This window comes from Baekduia sp., from assembly GCF_035685985.1.
In the GTDB taxonomy this organism is placed as follows: domain Bacteria; phylum Actinomycetota; class Thermoleophilia; order Solirubrobacterales; family Solirubrobacteraceae; genus Baekduia.
Map to the genome: position 1 here is coordinate 84,244 of NZ_DASRZV010000026.1, position 14,258 is coordinate 98,501.

Here is a 14,258-nt window from a genome sequence, read left to right on the forward strand (position 1 = left end):
CGTCGCTAGTTGTAGTCCCTGCTCGCCTCCTGGACGAGCAGCGCGATCTGCACGCGGTTCTCGACCTCCAGCTTCATCAGCAGCCGCGACACGTGGGCCTTGACCGTCGCCACGCTCATGTGCAGCTGGGCGCCGATCTCCGCGTTGGCCTTCCCCTGCCCCACCGCTCGGGCGACCTCGTGCTCGCGCTCGCTCAAGCCCTCCAACAACGTCCGCGCCCGCGCCGCGCGCCGCGCGGCCTCGCCGTCGGCGGCCACCAGCGCGATGAGCCGGCGCGTCACGCCCGGCGAGAGCATCGCGTCGCCCGCGTGCACGCGCTCGATCGCCCGGACGATCTCCGGCGGCGGCGTGTCCTTCAGCAGGAACCCGGACGCCCCCGCCTGCAGCGCGCGCAGCACCAGCTCGTCGGCGTCGAACGTCGTCAGCACCACCACGGCCGGCGGGTCGGGCTGCTCGCGCACCAGCCGCGTCGCGGCGATGCCGTCGACGACCGGCATGCGGATGTCCATCAACACGACGTCGGGACGGTGGCGGTCCAGCGCGGGCAGGACCTCGCGGCCGTCCTCGGCCTCGCCGACGACCTCCACGCCCTCGGCGCCCGACAACATCATCTTCAGGCCCGAGCGCACCAGCGCGTCGTCGTCGACCAGCAGCACGCGGATCACGCCGCGCCCTCCGCCGGCAGCGTCGCGGACAGCACGAAGTCGCCCTCGTCGTCCAGGCCGTGGGCGAGCGTCCCGCCGGCCAGCCCCACGCGCTCGCCGAGCCCGATCAGCCCGGTGCCCGCGCCCGGCGGCGGCACCGCGCCAACCGCCACGGGCGGGCGCGAGACGACCCGCACCGTCAGCTCGCCGCCGACCCGCAGGACGCCCACGGCCACCGCCGCGCCCGGCGCGTGCTTGCGCGCGTTGGTCAGCCCCTCCTGGACGATCCGGTACGCGGTCCGGCCGACCGCCGACGGCAGCGCCTCGGCGTCGGGCACGTCGACCTCCAGGTCGACCCGCGCGCCCGCCGCCCGCGACTCCTCCACCAGCGCCGGGACGTCGCACAGCGTCGGCTGCGGCGGCTCGACCGCCTCGGCCAGGTCGTCCTCGCGCAGGACGCCGATGACGTCGCGCAGCTCCTGCAGCGCCGCGTGCGCGGCGCCGCGCACGACGCCGGCCGCGGCGGCGATCTCCTCCGGCGGCGCGTCGGGCCGGAACTCCAGCGCGCCCGCGTGCAGGCTCAGCAGCGAGATCCGGTGCGCGAGCACGTCGTGCATCTCGCGCGCGATCCGCCGCCGCTCCGCCGCGCGCGCCTCCTCCTCGTGCAGCCGCCGCTCGGCCTCCAGCCGCGCCGCGCGCTCGTGCAGCGAGGCCACCAGGTCGCGCTGGGCGCGCGTGAACAGGCCCGAGACGAGCAGGATCGCCGTGATCAGCAGGCCGACGACCAGCCCGCTCCAGTCATAGCCCTTGTCGTTGCCGTAGGCCAACGCGGAGGTCGCCGTGGCCACGGCCGACAGCGCGCCGACGCCGGCCAGCGCGCGCAGCGGCAGCCGCAGCGCCGCGTTGAAGAGCGCCGCGGCGCTCGCGCCCGCCGCCAGCGCGGAGAACCCGCCCAGCGACACGACGACCAGCGCGACCAGGCCCGGACGTCCGCGCCGGAACCACAGCGCGGCGAACGCGACCAGGCCGCAGACGGCGTCGAGCACCGAGACCGTCGTGCCGCGGTAGCGCACCGTGCTGAGCAGGATCAGCAGCCCGAACGTCCCGCACAGCGCGTACATCAACCCGTCGACGACCCAGTCGCGCGGCGTGCGTCGCCCTTCGGACCCGGCGAGCAGGGCGGCGGGCAGCAGCGGTCGCTGCCACTGGGAGACGCCGACGGGACCGGGCTGCGCCATGCCGACAAGCGTACGGGCCCCTCCCGCGCGCGACCCCCTACCGAAGTCGGTCCCCCGATCGACCCCGGTCGCGGACACGATCGACCGAGGGAGGTCGCACCCGTCCCCCCGAACGACGATGCTCCAGACCATGATCGAGTCCAACGGCCTCACGAAACGGCTCGGCGGCAGGACGATCGTGAGCGACATCACGTTCACCTGCCGCCCCGGCACCGTCACCGGCTTCCTCGGGCCCAACGGCGCGGGCAAGACCACCACGATGCGCATGCTGTGCGGGTTGTCGGACCCGGACGCCGGAAGCTCGACGATCCTCGGCGTGCCGTTCCGCGAGCTGCCCAACCCCGGGCGCCGCGTCGGCATCCTGCTGGACGCCAGCGCCCAGCACGCCGGCCGCCGCGGCGAGGAGGTCCTGACGCTGTCGGCGCTGACGATCGGCGCCGACCCCGGCAAGGTCCCCGAGCTGCTGGACCGCGTCGGCCTGCCCAAGCGCGCCGCGCGCCAGCGCCTGAAGGCCTACAGCCTCGGCATGCGCCAGCGGCTGGGCCTGGCCAGCGCGCTGATCGGCGACCCCGAGGTGCTGATCCTCGACGAGCCCGCCAACGGCCTGGATCCCGAGGGCATGCGCTGGATGCGCGAGCTGCTGCGGGACTTCGCCGACCGCGGCGGCACGGTGCTGCTGTCCTCGCACCTGCTGCACGAGGTCGAGGCGGTCGCCGACCAGCTCGTGATCATCGGCGGCGGCAAGATCGTCGCGGCGGGCACGCGCGACGAGCTGCTGGCCGGCGCCGGGACGCTGGTCCGCGCCGCGGCCGACCACGGCGACGACCGCCTCTCGCGCGCCCTCGGCGACGCGGGCCTGACGATCCACGCCCATCCCGACGGCGGCTTCATCGTCGAGGCCGAGCCCGACGACGTGGGCCGCGCCGCGCTGGCCGGCGGCGTCGCGCTGAGCCGCCTCGGGCCGTCGGAGAGCGCCGGCCTCGAGCAGCTGTTCTTCGACCTGACCAGCGGCGCGGCCGACGCGCCCGACGTCCCCGCCGCCGACCTCCAGGAGACCGCCCGATGAGCACCACCGCCTACGCCCCGCCCGCCCCGGGCGGCCTCTCGCGCGACACGCGCCCCGGCCTCGGCCGGCTCGTGCGCGTCGAGCTGCGCAAGATGTACGACACGCGCGCGGGCTTCTGGCTGCTGCTGGCCGCCGTCGCGCTGGCGGCGCTGGCGGCGGGCCTGACGGCCCTGACCGGCCATGACGACAGCCGCAACTTCGCCAACGCCCTCAACAACTCGACCCAGGCCATCAACTTCCTCGTGCCCGTGGTCGGGATCCTGCTCGTGACCTCCGAGTGGTCGCAGCGGACGGCGCAGGTGACGTTCACGCTCGTGCCGCAGCGCGCCCGCGTGCTGGTGTCCAAGATCGGCGCCAGCGTCGCCCTCGCGCTCGCCGCGTTCGTGCTGACGTTCCTCCTCTCGGCGGCGTTCACCGCGATCGGCGGGAAGTCGTTCGGCTCGGTCGGCGCGTGGCACCTCGACGGCGGCATCGTCGCGCAGCTCGCGCTGTTCGACCTGATCTCGATGCTGATCGGCGTCGGGCTCGGCGCGGCGATCCTGCTCTCGGCCCCGGCGATCGTCGCCTCGTTCGTGCTGCCGGTCGGGGTCAGCCTCGTCCTGGAGCTGATCCCGGGCCTCGACCACGTCGCCAGCTGGATCGGCCAGGGCGAGGCGCTGTCGCCGCTGAGCGATCACGCCCTCTCGGGCACCGAGTGGGGGCGCGTCGTCACCGCGACGCTGCTGTGGTGCGCGCTGCCGATGGCGATCGGCGTCGTGCGCTTCGTCAAGGGCGAGGTGCGCTAGGCGCTCAGCGCCGCTCGAAGCCGGCCAGCCCGTCGCGCGGCGCCGCGTCCTCCGCCTCCAGGCGGTCGACGCGCGCGTGCGGCGGGCCGTCGGCGACCGCGCGCTCGACGGCGGCGACCGCGTCGGCGTCGCCCTGCAGCCAGACCTCGACCGAGCCGTCGCCGTGGTTGGTCGCGAAGCCGACCACGCCGCGCGACTCGGCGCGGTCGCGCACCCAGCCGCGGAAGTTCACGCCCTGGACCAGGCCGCGGGCGACCAGCCGCCGGGCGATCACGGCGCCGTGGCCGCCAGCGCGCGCTCGAAGGCCGCGCGGGCCTCCTCGCCGTGGACCGCGAAGACGATCCGCTCCAGGCGCGAGCCGGACGCCACGTGGCGGCGGACCTCCTCGACCTCGATCGCGGCCGCCTCCTCCATGGGGAAGCCGCCGACGCCGGTCCCGAAGGCGACCAGCGCGAGCGAGCGGGCGCCCAGCTCCTCGGCCTTCCACAGCGTCGCGGCGGTCGCGCGGCGGATGACGTCGGCCGAGGTCGGGCCGCCGAGCTCCATCGTCGCCGCGTGGACGACCCAGCGCGACGGCATGTCGCCCGCGCTCGTGACGACCGCCTCGCCGAGCCCGATCGGCGCCGCCGCCCGCGACTCGTCGTCGACCGCGCGGCCGCCGGCACGGGCGATCGCGCCCGCCACGCCACCACCGTGGCGCAGCTGGGTGTTGGCCGCGTTGGCGATCGCGTCGACCGCCAGCGTGGTGATGTCGGTGTCGAGGACCTCGATGGACGTCATCGACGCCGAAGGTACCCGGTGCGGCGGGTTCGGCCCCATGGGCCGACACCCGTCCCGCATGGCGAGCCGCCAGGCGAGCTATGCGGCTTCGACCGACTCCTCTTCCTTGCCCTGCAGGCGCTCGCGCCCGCGGCGCACGGCCGCGATGAACTTCGAGAGGTTCACCTCGAGCGTGTTGAGGATCTCGTCCGCGTAGTCCTCGGCGCCGAGGCGGATCTCGCGCTCACGGGCGCGGGCGTCCTCGACGATCTCCTCGGCGGCACGCTCGGCCTCGCGCGTCACCTCCTGATCGGAGACGAGCTCCTCCTGCTTGCGCACGGCGTCCTTCACGATGCGCTCGGCCTCGCGCTTGGCCTCGGCCAGCATCTCCTGACGCTCCTTGACGATCCAACGCGCCTGCTTGATCTCCTCGGGGATCGTCGCGCGCATCTGATCCAGAATGTCGTAGATCTGCTCGCGATCCACCCGCACCTCGTCGGTGAGAGGGACCTTCTTGGCGTTGTGGACAAGGTCGTCGAGCTTGTCAATGAGGACCAGGACGTCCATGGCTAAGCGTCTTTCGTTATCGGGTGAGCTCTTCCTTCAGGCGACGGGCAACGCGCTCCGGGACGAGTTCGTCGATGCTCCCGCCGAACGTGGCGAGCTCCTTGACTCCAGAGGAGCTGAGGAAACTGTACTGCGGGCTGGCCATGAGGTAGAGGGTGTCCACCTCCGGCGCCTGCATCCGGTTGAGCTGACCCATCTCCAGCTCGTACTCGAAATCGGAGATCGCGCGCAGTCCCTTGACGATCGTTCGGGCCCCGATCGACTTCGCGAAGTCGACGACGAGGACGCTGAACGGCTCGGCCCGGACGTTGCCCAGGCCCGCGGTCGCCTCGTTGATGAAGGCCAGGCGCTCCTCGATGCCGAACAGCGGCTGGTTCTTGCGTACGGACACGTTGACGACGGCCACGACGACCTCGTCGAACTGCTGCGCGACGCGCTTGATGATGTCGAGGTGCCCGTTGGTGATCGGGTCGTAGCTGCCCGGACAGACAGCGATGCGCTTCTCGTCGGTCATGCGGTGTGGATGCGAAGGAGGGTGTCGCCGTAGCGGCGTTCGAACGTGGTGCTGTAGCCGGGGAGGTCGAGCGGCGTGCGCCGGTCGCTCTCCCCGATCACGCGCGCGCCGGGCGCCAGCACCGGGGCCAGCGCGCTCGCCAGCTCCGGCCCCAGCCCGGTCGCGAGCCGGTACGGAGGGTCTAGGAAGACGAGATCGTATGACTCGCCCGCCTCGCGTGCGTCCCGGAGCGCCGCCAGCGCGTCGCGACGGCGCAGGATCGCCCGCGGTGGCGTCAGCCCCAACGCCTTCAGGTTGCCCTGGATCGTGCGCGCGGCGCGGCCGTCCTTCTCGACCAGGACCGCGCTCGCGGCGCCGCGCGAGAGCGCCTCGGCGGCCAGCGCGCCGGAGCCCGCGAAGAGGTCGAGGACGCGCGCGTCGCCGACGTCGCCGAGCGCCGAGAACAGCGCCTCGCGGACGCGGTCCGAGGTCGGACGCGTGTCGGTGCCGGGCGGCGCGTCGATGCGGCGGCCGCCGAGGTGGCCGGCGACGATCCTCATGACGTCATGCCGCGACCGGCGCGGCCTCCGCGGCCGCCAGCTCGGCGCGCAGCAGGTCGTGCTCGGAGGCCGTCAGGTCGGGGTCGGTTTCCAACAGCTCGCTCGCGACGGCGTGCGCGACGCGGAGGATCTCGCCGTCGTCGGGCAGGCGGGCGAAGCGGAAGCGCGCGAGCCCGGACTGGCGCGTCCCGGTCAGCTCGCCCTCGCCGCGCAGCTCCAGGTCGATCTCCGCCAGCCGGAAGCCGTCGGAGTTCAGACGCAGGGCGTCGAGGCGCTTGGACTCGCGCGGGCCGAAGAGCAGGCACAGCGACTCGTGGGCGCCGCGGCCGACGCGCCCGCGCAGCTGGTGCAGCTGGCTGATCCCGTAGCGGTCGGCGTCCTCGACGAGCATCACGGTGGCGTTGGGGACGTCGATGCCGACCTCGATGACCGTCGTGGCGACCAGCACGTGCGCCGCGCCGTCGGCGAAGCGCTGCATCGCGGCGGCCTTCTCGGCGGGGCGCATCTGGCCGTGCAGCAGCACGACCTCGAAGTCCTTCAGCTCACCGGTCTTCAGCCGCTCGTGCTCGGCGGTCGCGGCGCGCGCGTTGAGTGCCTCGCTCTCGCTGACCAGTGGGCAGACCACGAACGCCTGGCGGCCCGCGCGCAGCTCCTCGCGGATGCGCTCGTAGGCGCGGTGGCGCTCGGCCTCGGTGGAGCAGACGTGCGTCTTGATGGCCTTGCGGCCGCGCGGCAGCTCGCGCAGCGCGGTGACGTCCAGCGCGCCGAAGTTCGCCAGGCGCAGCGTGCGCGGTATCGGCGTGGCGGTCATGTGCAGCAGGTGCGGGACGAGGCCGGACGGTGCCTTGGCGTCGAGCGCCGCGCGCTGGCGCACGCCGAAGCGGTGCTGCTCGTCGACGACCGCGACCGTGAGGTTGGCGAACGCCACGTCGGGCTCGATCAGCGCGTGGGTGCCGACGACGATCGCCAGCTCGCCGGAGGCCAGGCGCGCGAGGATCTCGCGACGCCGCGCGGCGGTGGTCGAACCGGTGAGCAGCGCGGCGGTGATCAGGCTGCCCGGCATGAGCGACTGGATCGTCGCGAAGTGCTGCTCGGCCAGCGTCTCGGTCGGCGCCATCAGCGCGGCCTGGCCGCCGTGCTCGACCGCGCGCAGCATCGCGTGCAGCGCGACGACGGTCTTGCCCGAGCCGACCTCCCCCATCAGCAGCCGCTGCATCGGGCGCTCGCGCGCGAGGTCGGCGTCGACGTCGGCCATCGCGTTGACCTGGTCGCCGGTCGGCGTGAACGGCAGCGACCCGGCGCGCCACTCCGCGCTGAGCGACGGCGGGTCGGCCAGGACCGCCGCGCGGACGTCGGCGCGGCGCTCGCGGCGCAGGCGCAGCTGGACGATCTGGTCGAGCAGCAGCTCGTCGAAGGCCAGGCGCCGGCGGCCCGCCTCGTGGTCGGGCCCGAAGTGCGCGGCGGCGACCGCGGTGGCCTTGGGCGGCAGCCCGTGCGCGCGCCGCAGGGCCAGGGGCAACGGGTCGACCACGTCGTGGACGGCGCCGCGATGGGCCTGCACGGCGGCGAGGATCTGCGTCGAGGTGATGCCCTTGGTCGCCGGATACTGCCCCGCCGCCCCGCCCCCGCTTCCGGCCTCGCCGCCGACCGCCGCGACCGCGTCGGTCTTGGCGTGCTGGTTGACCCGGAAGCGGTTGCGGCCCTGGTACTTGCCCGACAGCATCAACCTGGTCGGCGGCGCGTACTGCGCGCTGAGCCACGGCTGATTGAAGAACGTGGCCTTCATGATGCCGGTGCCGTCGCTGACCGTCGCCTCGACCAGCGGCTTCATCCCCCGCCGGCGCACCGGACGCGAGGTGATGGACTTGACCTCGACCAGCACGGTCGCGTTCTCGTCCACGGCCAGCTCGGCGATCGTGCGCGCCTCGCCGGTCGCGCGCGGCAGCCACCGCAGCAGGTCGCCGACCGTCTCCAGGCCCAGCGACTCGGCCGCCGCCTGCGCGGTCGGCGGCTTGATGTCCAACGGCTGCGCCAGCCGCGACGGGCGTGGCGTGCGCGCGGGCGACCGCCACAGCTCCTCGGCGGTCAGCTCGCGCGGCTCGGCGAACGCGCGGATCGGCGGCGTCCCCGCGGCCACGGCTACTCGGCCGCCAGCAGCCACCACCAGGACGGCTGCCCGCCGTCCTCCAGCTCGAGCTCGACGCCGGCGGGCGCCAGCGCCGCGACCGCGTCGCCGTCCAGCGGCGCGCCCTCGCCCTCGATGCAGGTGACCAGCTCGGCGTCGGCCGACAGCTGCCCGAGGACGATCTGCAGGGTCTTGGACGGCTCGCCCCAGGCGACGAGGCGCTCGCCGACGTAGCCGACGGCGTCGCCGATCGCGAAGCGGCCCTCGGGATCCTGGCGCGCGGCGGGCGCGACGCCGCCCGTGCGGACGGCCTCCAGGGTCTCGTTCATCGCCGTGGCGTTCTCGGCGGCGGAGCGGTCGGCGTTCAGCGCGAACGCCGCGCTGAGCCCGGCCTGCTGCGAGCGCGACGGGACGACCACGACCTTCTTGTCCGACAGCTCGGCGGCGCGCTCGGCGGCCATGAAGACGTTGGAGGAGTTCGGCAGGACGACGACCTCCTCGGCGGGCACGTCGTGGATGCCGGCCAGGATCTCCATCGTGGAGGGGTTGAGCGTCGGGCCGCCGTCCAGGACGGTCGCGCCGAGGCCCTCGAAGAGCGCGGTGAGGCCGGCGCCGCGGGCCACGGCCAGCGCGCCGCAGCAGTGCTCGATCGCGACGGAGTCGGTCCCACCCGCGCCCGCGCCGTTGCCGTCCGAGCCCAGGCCCAGGCGCGCCTCGCGCTCGACGACCTGCGCGCGCATGTCCGCGACGTCCAGGCGCGAGACCTCGCCCCCGGCGGCCTCGAACAGCTCGGTCGCCTGCTGGGGATGGTCGGTGTGGACGTGGACCTTCAGCGTGGCGTGGTCGCCGACGACGAGGATCGAGTCGCCGATCGCCTCCAGCAGCGGCACGAACCGCTGGGACTCCAGGCCGGAGCCGGTGACCGCGAAGTTCGTGCAGTAGCGGTAGGTCTCGCTGGCGTGCTCGGGGTGCGTGACGCGCGCGGCGGGCGCGTAGTGCTGCAGCTCCGGGGCAGTGCCCTTCAGCGCCGCGACGATCCCCGCGAAGATGATGATGACGCCGTAGCCGCCGGCGTCGACGACGCCCGCCTCGCGCAGCGCGGGCAGCAGCTCGGGGCCGCGCTTGACGCTGGCCTCGCCGGCGACGATCGCGCGCTCCAGCGCGGCGGCGATCAGCAGGTTCTGCGTCTCGACGTCGGCCTCGGCGCTGAGGCGGCGGGCCTCCTCCGGCAGGTGCGCGAGGTCGTGGGCGATCGACGTCGCCATGTCGCGCATCACCGTGAGCATCGTGCCCTCGGCCGGCGCCTGGACCGACGCGTAGGCGCGGTTGGCGGCGTTGGCGAACGCGGCGCCGAGCAGGACGGGGTCGACCAGCTCGCCGGGCCGCGAGACCAGCTCCTCGGCGGCGCCGCGGATCAGCTGGCTGAGGATGACGCCGGAGTTTCCGCGCGCGCCGAGCAGCGCCGCGCGCGCGACGGTCTCGACGATCTCGTCGCGGCCGATCTCGTCGACCGTGCGATCGCCGGCCTCCGCCTCGAGGCGGTCGAGCTCGGTCAGCACGGCGCGCAGCGTGAGCGCCATGTTGTCCCCCGTGTCGCCGTCGGCGACCGGGAAGACGTTGAGGTCGTTGATCTCCTGGCGACGCGACTCGAGATGAGCCAGCGCGCCCTGGACCGCTACGCGGAAGCGGACGAGGCTCGGATCGGACACGTCAGCGACCGTAGCGGGTCCGTCGGCCGACACGCGGCGCCCGGCGGGCGCCCGGTCGATCAGACGGCCTTGGTGACCTTGCCGGCCTTGAGGCAGCGCGTGCAGACGTACACGCGACGCGGGGCGGCGCCGACGAAGATCCGGACCTTCTGGAGGTTCGGATCGAAGCGCCGCTTCGTGGCGCGCATGGAGTGGCTGCGGCTCTGGCCGAAGGCGGGGCCGCGACCGCAGCTGTGACAGACCTTGGACATTCGGCCGGGGAGTGTAGCGGTTCGCGCGCCGCCGGCGAGGCCCGCCGTGGAGGACCCGGGTTCGAGCCGCGCGGCTCGTGCGGTTCGTCACACCTTTGCGGGTGTTTCGTAGGAATGCCGACCGTCAGGTTGGCCGGGTCATGGCTAGGGTAAACGCCCGTCGATGCCCGCCCTTTCCCAGCAGGTCGGTCTGCCGCCGCGGTATCGCGTCGTCCGGCATATCGCCAACGGCGGGATGGCCACGGTGTGGGCGGCCGAGGACTCCGTGCTCGAGCGTCTGGTCGCCGTCAAGGTCCTGGCAGCGGGCTACGCCGCCGACCCCGCGGCCCGGCGCCGCTTCACGCGCGAGGCGCGTGCGGCCGCGCGCGTGAGCGACCACCCCAACGTGGTCACGATCTTCGACATCGGCGAGATGGAGCCCTCGCACGCCCAGGCCTTCATCGTCATGGAGCACTTCGCGGGCGGGACCGTCGCCGACCGGCTGAAGTCGGGGGATCCGATCCCGGTGCCGCTGGCGCTGCGCTGGCTGCGCGAGACCGCGAGCGCGCTGGACGCCGCGCACGCCAACGACGTCGTGCACCGCGACGTCAAGCCCGGCAACCTGCTGCTGGACGAGAATGGGCGGCTGGCCGTCGGCGACTTCGGCATCGCGTCGCTGGCGGGCGAGACCGCGGTGACCGCGACCGGCCAGGTGCTCGGGACCGCCGCCTACCTCTCGCCCGAGCAGGCGCGCGGGCACGCCGCGACCGCGGCGTCGGACCGCTTCTCGCTGGCCGTCGTCGCCTACGAGCTGCTGTGCGGCGGGCGTCCGTTCCCGGGCGACACCGCGATGGAGCAGGCGCGCGCCCGGCTGCAGCGGGAGCCGACGGCTCCCACCGGGGCGCACGGCGCGGCCTTTCCGGCGCTGCGCCACGGGCTCGCGCGCGCGCCGGAGGACCGCCCGCCGACCGCGCGGGCGTTCGTGGACGAGCTGGAGGCCGCGCTGGCCGACGACGCCGAGCCGACGCGCGCGACGACCGTGATGGCGCCGCACCGGACCAACGGGCCGGAGTGGGTCGGGAGCGAGCACCCGCGGTTCGCGCGCTCCGCCGCCGAGCCCGCGCGCCGCGAGCCGCCGCGCGATCCCGTGGCGCGGCCGCGCAGCCCGCACCGCAACAGCATCATCTTGGGGATCGTCGCGCTGCTGTGCCTGGTCGCCGGCGCGGGCGCCGCGCTGATCAGCGACAACGGCAACGACGGCGGCAAGGGCCCGCGCGGCCCGCGCGCGACCGCCTCGCGCTCCCAGGGGCAGCCGACCGGCGGCGTCGAGCGCGCGGCCACGCCGCGGACCGAGGCCCCGACGACGACCGAGACCGCGCCCGCCCAGACCACGACGACGCCCGCCGCGGGCGACGACGGCTCCGGCGCCGAGGACGGTCGCTCCTCCGCCCAGCTCAACGACGCCGGCTACGCGATGCTGCCCGGCGACCCGCGGGGCGCGGTGCCGCTGCTGCAGCAGGCCGTCGACGGCTTCCGCGCCGCCGACGACACGTCGAGCATCACCTACGCCTACGCGCTCTACAACCTCGGCTGGGCGCTCGACCTCGCCGGCCGTCCCGCCGACGCGATCCCGTACCTCCAGGAGCGCCTGAAGGTCTCCAACTACAAGCGCGGGATCGTCGAGGCCGAGCTGAAGCACGCCCAGCAGGCCGCGGGCAACGCGCAGGGCGCCGGCGCGGGCCCCGCCGCCGGCGGCTTCCCCGGCGACCAGTAGCTCCCTCTCCGCTCAAGCGGGCCATCGGCGTGCCGATTTCGCGGATATGCCGTCGTGTTCCTCGCTTCGCCGTGCCCTGATCGCCGCCGCCGTGCTCCTGCCGCTCGCGGTCGCCCTGCCCGCCGCGACCGCCGCGGCCGAGACCGTCGGCGACGCGGGCGCCTTCCCGGCCGGCATCGCGGCCCCGACCGGCGTCGCCCTCGGCCCCGACGGCCGGGTCTGGTACGCGGGCTACGGCAGCAACGCCATCGGCGCGATGACGGCCGCCGGGGCGGTCACGGCGTTCCCGGTCCCGACCCCGGGCGCCACGCCCTACGCCATCGCCGACGGCGGCGGCACCGACCTGTGGTTCACCGAGAGCTTCGCGAACAAGATCGGCCGCATCACCACCTCCGGGGTCCTCACCGAGTTCAGCCTCCCCACCATCGGCGGCCAGCCGCTGGGGATCGCGAAGGGCCCGGACGGCGCGTTCTGGTTCGCCGAGAGCGGCGCCAACCAGATCGGCCGCATCGCCACCTCCGGCGTCGTCACGGAGTTCCTGCTGCCCACCCCCGGCGCCCGGCCGAACGCCATCGCGGTCGGCCCGGACGGGAACCTCTGGTTCACCGAGGGCCAGGCCGACAGGATCGGCCGGATCACCACGGCCGGCGTCGTCACCGAGTTCAGCGTCCCGACCGCGGGCGCCCAGCCCTTCGGGATCGCTGCCGGCCCCGACGGGAACCTCTGGTTCACCGAGCTCGTCGCCGGCAAGGTCGGCCGGATCACGCCGTCCGGCATCGTCACGGAGTTCGACCTCCCCTCGGTGGGCGCCGCGCCGGCCGGCATCGTGGCGGGCCCCGACGGCAACGTGTGGTTCGCCGAGAGCGCGATCGCGAAGATCGGCCGGATCACGACCGGCGGCGCGGTCACCGAGTACGCCACCCCCGGCCCGCTGCGCGACCTCGCCGCCGGCGGCGACGTGATCTGGGGCACGGGCCCGACCGCGAACGCGATCACCCGCGTCTTCGCCGGCGTGCCCGCCGCGACGCTCGACGCGAGCACGGTGGACTTCGGCCCGGTCACCGCCAACACGACGGCCCAGCGGACCGTCACGGTGCGCAACACCGGCACCGGCGACCTCGTGATCCCGTCGGTGGACGTCTCCGGCCCGGACGCGGACGAGATCTCACTCGACGCGGGGACGACCTGCGCCGACGCGACCGTCCTGGCGCCCGACGCGTCGTGCGACGTCGTGCTCGACCTCGCCGCGGGCGCGACGCCCGGGCCCCGGAGCGCGACGCTGACGATCGCCGACACCGCCTCGGGCTCGCCCCGGTCGATCCCGCTCACGGCGACCGTGACGCTCCCGCCGCCCAGCGCCGCCACCGGCGCGGCGACCGACGTCGGCCGCGACGGCGCGGTCCTCGCCGGCCTCGCCACGCCCAACGGCGTCGCGACCAGCGTTCGCTTCGAGTACGGCACGACCGACGCCTATGGGTCGGTCACCCCCGCGCAGGACGTCGGGGACGGCGCCGACGGCGTCGCGGTCCACGCCGCGCTCCACGGGCTGACGGCGGGCACGACCTACCACTTCCGCCTGATCGCGTCGAGCGCGTCGGGCACCACCTTCGGCGCGGACGGGACGTTCACGTCGGCGCCGGCCGCCGTCGAGGAGCCGGCCGAGACGCCCGCGGCGCCGGCGCCGGCGCCGGCCCCCGCGCCCGTCGCGCCCGTCGCGCCCCTCGCGCTCACCGCCCGCCCCGCCGCGGTGCTCGCCGGCCACAGCGCGCGGATCGCGTTCACCTCGCCGACCGGGCGCAGCGAGTGCCGCGTCGACGACGGCCCGTGGATCCCGTGCGCGTCGCCGTTCGCGATCGACCGCCTCGTCGCCGGCGACCACGTCCTCTCGGTGCGCGCGCTCGACGCCGCCGGCACGCCGGTCGGCGAGGTGGCCCAGACCCGCTTCCAGATCAACCCCAACGCCCCGACGGTCAGCGTGCTCGGCGGCCGGACGCTGACGGCCGACGCCGCCCGCGTCGTCGCCGTCCGCGTCCGCTGCTCGCCGCGCGAGGGCGGCGGCCGCGGCGCCTGCGCGGGCACCGTCGCCCTGCGGTGGCGCGGCGGCACGGCGCTCGGCCGCGCGGCCGCCTTCCGCGCCGCCGCGGGCCGGACCGCGACGGTCGCGATCAAGCTCCCCGCCGCCGCGCTGCGCCGCCTTCCGAAGCACGGGCCGGGCGCTCGCGTGACCGTGGCGATCGACGCCAAGGACCTGGCGGGCAACCGCCGCCGCGCGAGCGTCGCGCGGACGCTGCGCCGTCACCGCTGAGCG

The 14,258-nt window shown here is 75.0% G+C and carries 14 protein-coding genes; 4 read left to right on the plus strand and 10 right to left on the minus strand.

Features of this window, described 5'->3' with window-relative positions:
* Nucleotides 1–5 precede the first annotated feature (5 nt).
* Together VFG42_RS17305 and VFG42_RS17310 are read right to left on the minus strand one after the other, a co-directional pair.
* A complete protein-coding gene (locus tag VFG42_RS17305; RefSeq protein ID WP_324910016.1) occupies nt 6–665 on the minus strand; it encodes a response regulator transcription factor in 660 nt (219 codons plus the stop codon).
* Nucleotides 662–1,882 (minus strand): sensor histidine kinase, encoded by a 1,221-nt coding sequence (locus tag VFG42_RS17310; RefSeq protein ID WP_324910017.1) that lies wholly within the window; start codon nt 1,880–1,882, stop codon nt 662–664. Before VFG42_RS17310 ends, VFG42_RS17305 begins: the two co-directional genes overlap by 4 nt.
* 130 nt (nt 1,883–2,012) lie before the next feature.
* Between VFG42_RS17310 and VFG42_RS17315 the strand changes: the two genes are divergently transcribed.
* Both VFG42_RS17315 and VFG42_RS17320 read left to right on the plus strand, forming a co-directional pair.
* Entirely contained in the window at nt 2,013–2,948 is a 936-nt protein-coding gene (locus VFG42_RS17315; RefSeq protein ID WP_324910018.1) for an ABC transporter ATP-binding protein, read from the plus strand.
* A complete protein-coding gene (locus VFG42_RS17320) occupies nt 2,945–3,733 on the plus strand; it encodes a hypothetical protein (protein WP_324910019.1) in 789 nt (262 codons plus the stop codon). Before VFG42_RS17315 ends, VFG42_RS17320 begins: the two co-directional genes overlap by 4 nt.
* Before the next feature lie 4 nt (nt 3,734–3,737).
* Here the strand turns inward: VFG42_RS17320 and VFG42_RS17325 are convergent, their stop codons facing one another.
* The 8 genes from VFG42_RS17325 to rpmB form a co-directional block, all read right to left on the minus strand.
* Nucleotides 3,738–4,007: an acylphosphatase gene (locus tag VFG42_RS17325; protein WP_324910020.1), complete on the minus strand. Its 270-nt coding sequence runs from the start codon at nt 4,005–4,007 to the stop codon at nt 3,738–3,740.
* Nucleotides 4,004–4,513 carry a macro domain-containing protein gene (locus tag VFG42_RS17330; protein WP_324910021.1) on the minus strand — a complete coding sequence of 170 codons (510 nt, stop codon included), beginning with the start codon at nt 4,511–4,513 and terminating at the stop codon, nt 4,004–4,006. The genes VFG42_RS17325 and VFG42_RS17330 overlap by 4 nt, the downstream gene beginning before the upstream one ends.
* Before the next feature lie 78 nt (nt 4,514–4,591).
* A complete protein-coding gene (locus VFG42_RS17335) occupies nt 4,592–5,059 on the minus strand; it encodes a hypothetical protein (protein WP_028075061.1) in 468 nt (155 codons plus the stop codon).
* Between the two features lie 16 nt (nt 5,060–5,075).
* Nucleotides 5,076–5,573, minus strand: a complete 498-nt coding sequence (gene coaD / locus VFG42_RS17340) for a pantetheine-phosphate adenylyltransferase (protein WP_324910022.1) — start codon at nt 5,571–5,573, stop codon at nt 5,076–5,078.
* On the minus strand, nt 5,570–6,112 hold the full coding sequence (gene rsmD / locus VFG42_RS17345; RefSeq protein WP_324910023.1) for a 16S rRNA (guanine(966)-N(2))-methyltransferase RsmD: 543 nt from the start codon (nt 6,110–6,112) through the stop codon (nt 5,570–5,572). The genes coaD and rsmD overlap by 4 nt, the downstream gene beginning before the upstream one ends.
* A 4-nt stretch (nt 6,113–6,116) precedes the next feature.
* Nucleotides 6,117–8,249, minus strand: a complete 2,133-nt coding sequence (locus tag VFG42_RS17350) for an ATP-dependent DNA helicase RecG (RefSeq protein WP_324910024.1) — start codon at nt 8,247–8,249, stop codon at nt 6,117–6,119.
* Between the two features lie 2 nt (nt 8,250–8,251).
* Nucleotides 8,252–9,946 (minus strand): DAK2 domain-containing protein, encoded by a 1,695-nt coding sequence (locus VFG42_RS17355; RefSeq protein ID WP_324910025.1) that lies wholly within the window; start codon nt 9,944–9,946, stop codon nt 8,252–8,254.
* Between the two features lie 59 nt (nt 9,947–10,005).
* Nucleotides 10,006–10,197, minus strand: a complete 192-nt coding sequence (gene rpmB / locus VFG42_RS17360; protein ID WP_324910026.1) for a 50S ribosomal protein L28 — start codon at nt 10,195–10,197, stop codon at nt 10,006–10,008.
* Nucleotides 10,198–10,360: 163 nt separating this feature from the next.
* Here rpmB and VFG42_RS17365 point away from each other — a divergent pair, with 163 nt between their 5' ends.
* Nucleotides 10,361–11,950, plus strand: coding sequence for a serine/threonine-protein kinase (locus tag VFG42_RS17365; RefSeq protein ID WP_324910027.1), 1,590 nt, complete (start codon nt 10,361–10,363; stop codon nt 11,948–11,950).
* Nucleotides 11,951–12,041: 91 nt separating this feature from the next.
* Nucleotides 12,042–14,255, plus strand: a complete 2,214-nt coding sequence (locus tag VFG42_RS17370) for a virginiamycin B lyase family protein (RefSeq protein ID WP_324910028.1) — start codon at nt 12,042–12,044, stop codon at nt 14,253–14,255.
* Nucleotides 14,256–14,258 lie beyond the last annotated feature (3 nt).

What these genes read in the sequence shown, in the direction of transcription:
- VFG42_RS17310 (WP_324910017.1), bottom strand. Translation starts at nt 1,882, where the DNA reads ATGGCGCAGCCCGGTCCCGTCGGCGTCTCCCAGTGGCAGCGACCGCTG.
- VFG42_RS17315 (WP_324910018.1), top strand. Translation starts at nt 2,013, where the DNA reads ATGATCGAGTCCAACGGCCTCACGAAACGGCTCGGCGGCAGGACGATC.
- VFG42_RS17320 (WP_324910019.1), top strand. Translation starts at nt 2,945, where the DNA reads ATGAGCACCACCGCCTACGCCCCGCCCGCCCCGGGCGGCCTCTCGCGC.
- VFG42_RS17330 (WP_324910021.1), bottom strand. Translation starts at nt 4,513, where the DNA reads ATGACGTCCATCGAGGTCCTCGACACCGACATCACCACGCTGGCGGTC.
- VFG42_RS17335 (WP_028075061.1), bottom strand. Translation starts at nt 5,059, where the DNA reads ATGGACGTCCTGGTCCTCATTGACAAGCTCGACGACCTTGTCCACAAC.
- coaD (WP_324910022.1), bottom strand. Translation starts at nt 5,573, where the DNA reads ATGACCGACGAGAAGCGCATCGCTGTCTGTCCGGGCAGCTACGACCCG.
- rsmD (WP_324910023.1), bottom strand. Translation starts at nt 6,112, where the DNA reads ATGAGGATCGTCGCCGGCCACCTCGGCGGCCGCCGCATCGACGCGCCG.
- rpmB (WP_324910026.1), bottom strand. Translation starts at nt 10,197, where the DNA reads ATGTCCAAGGTCTGTCACAGCTGCGGTCGCGGCCCCGCCTTCGGCCAG.
- VFG42_RS17365 (WP_324910027.1), top strand. Translation starts at nt 10,361, where the DNA reads ATGCCCGCCCTTTCCCAGCAGGTCGGTCTGCCGCCGCGGTATCGCGTC.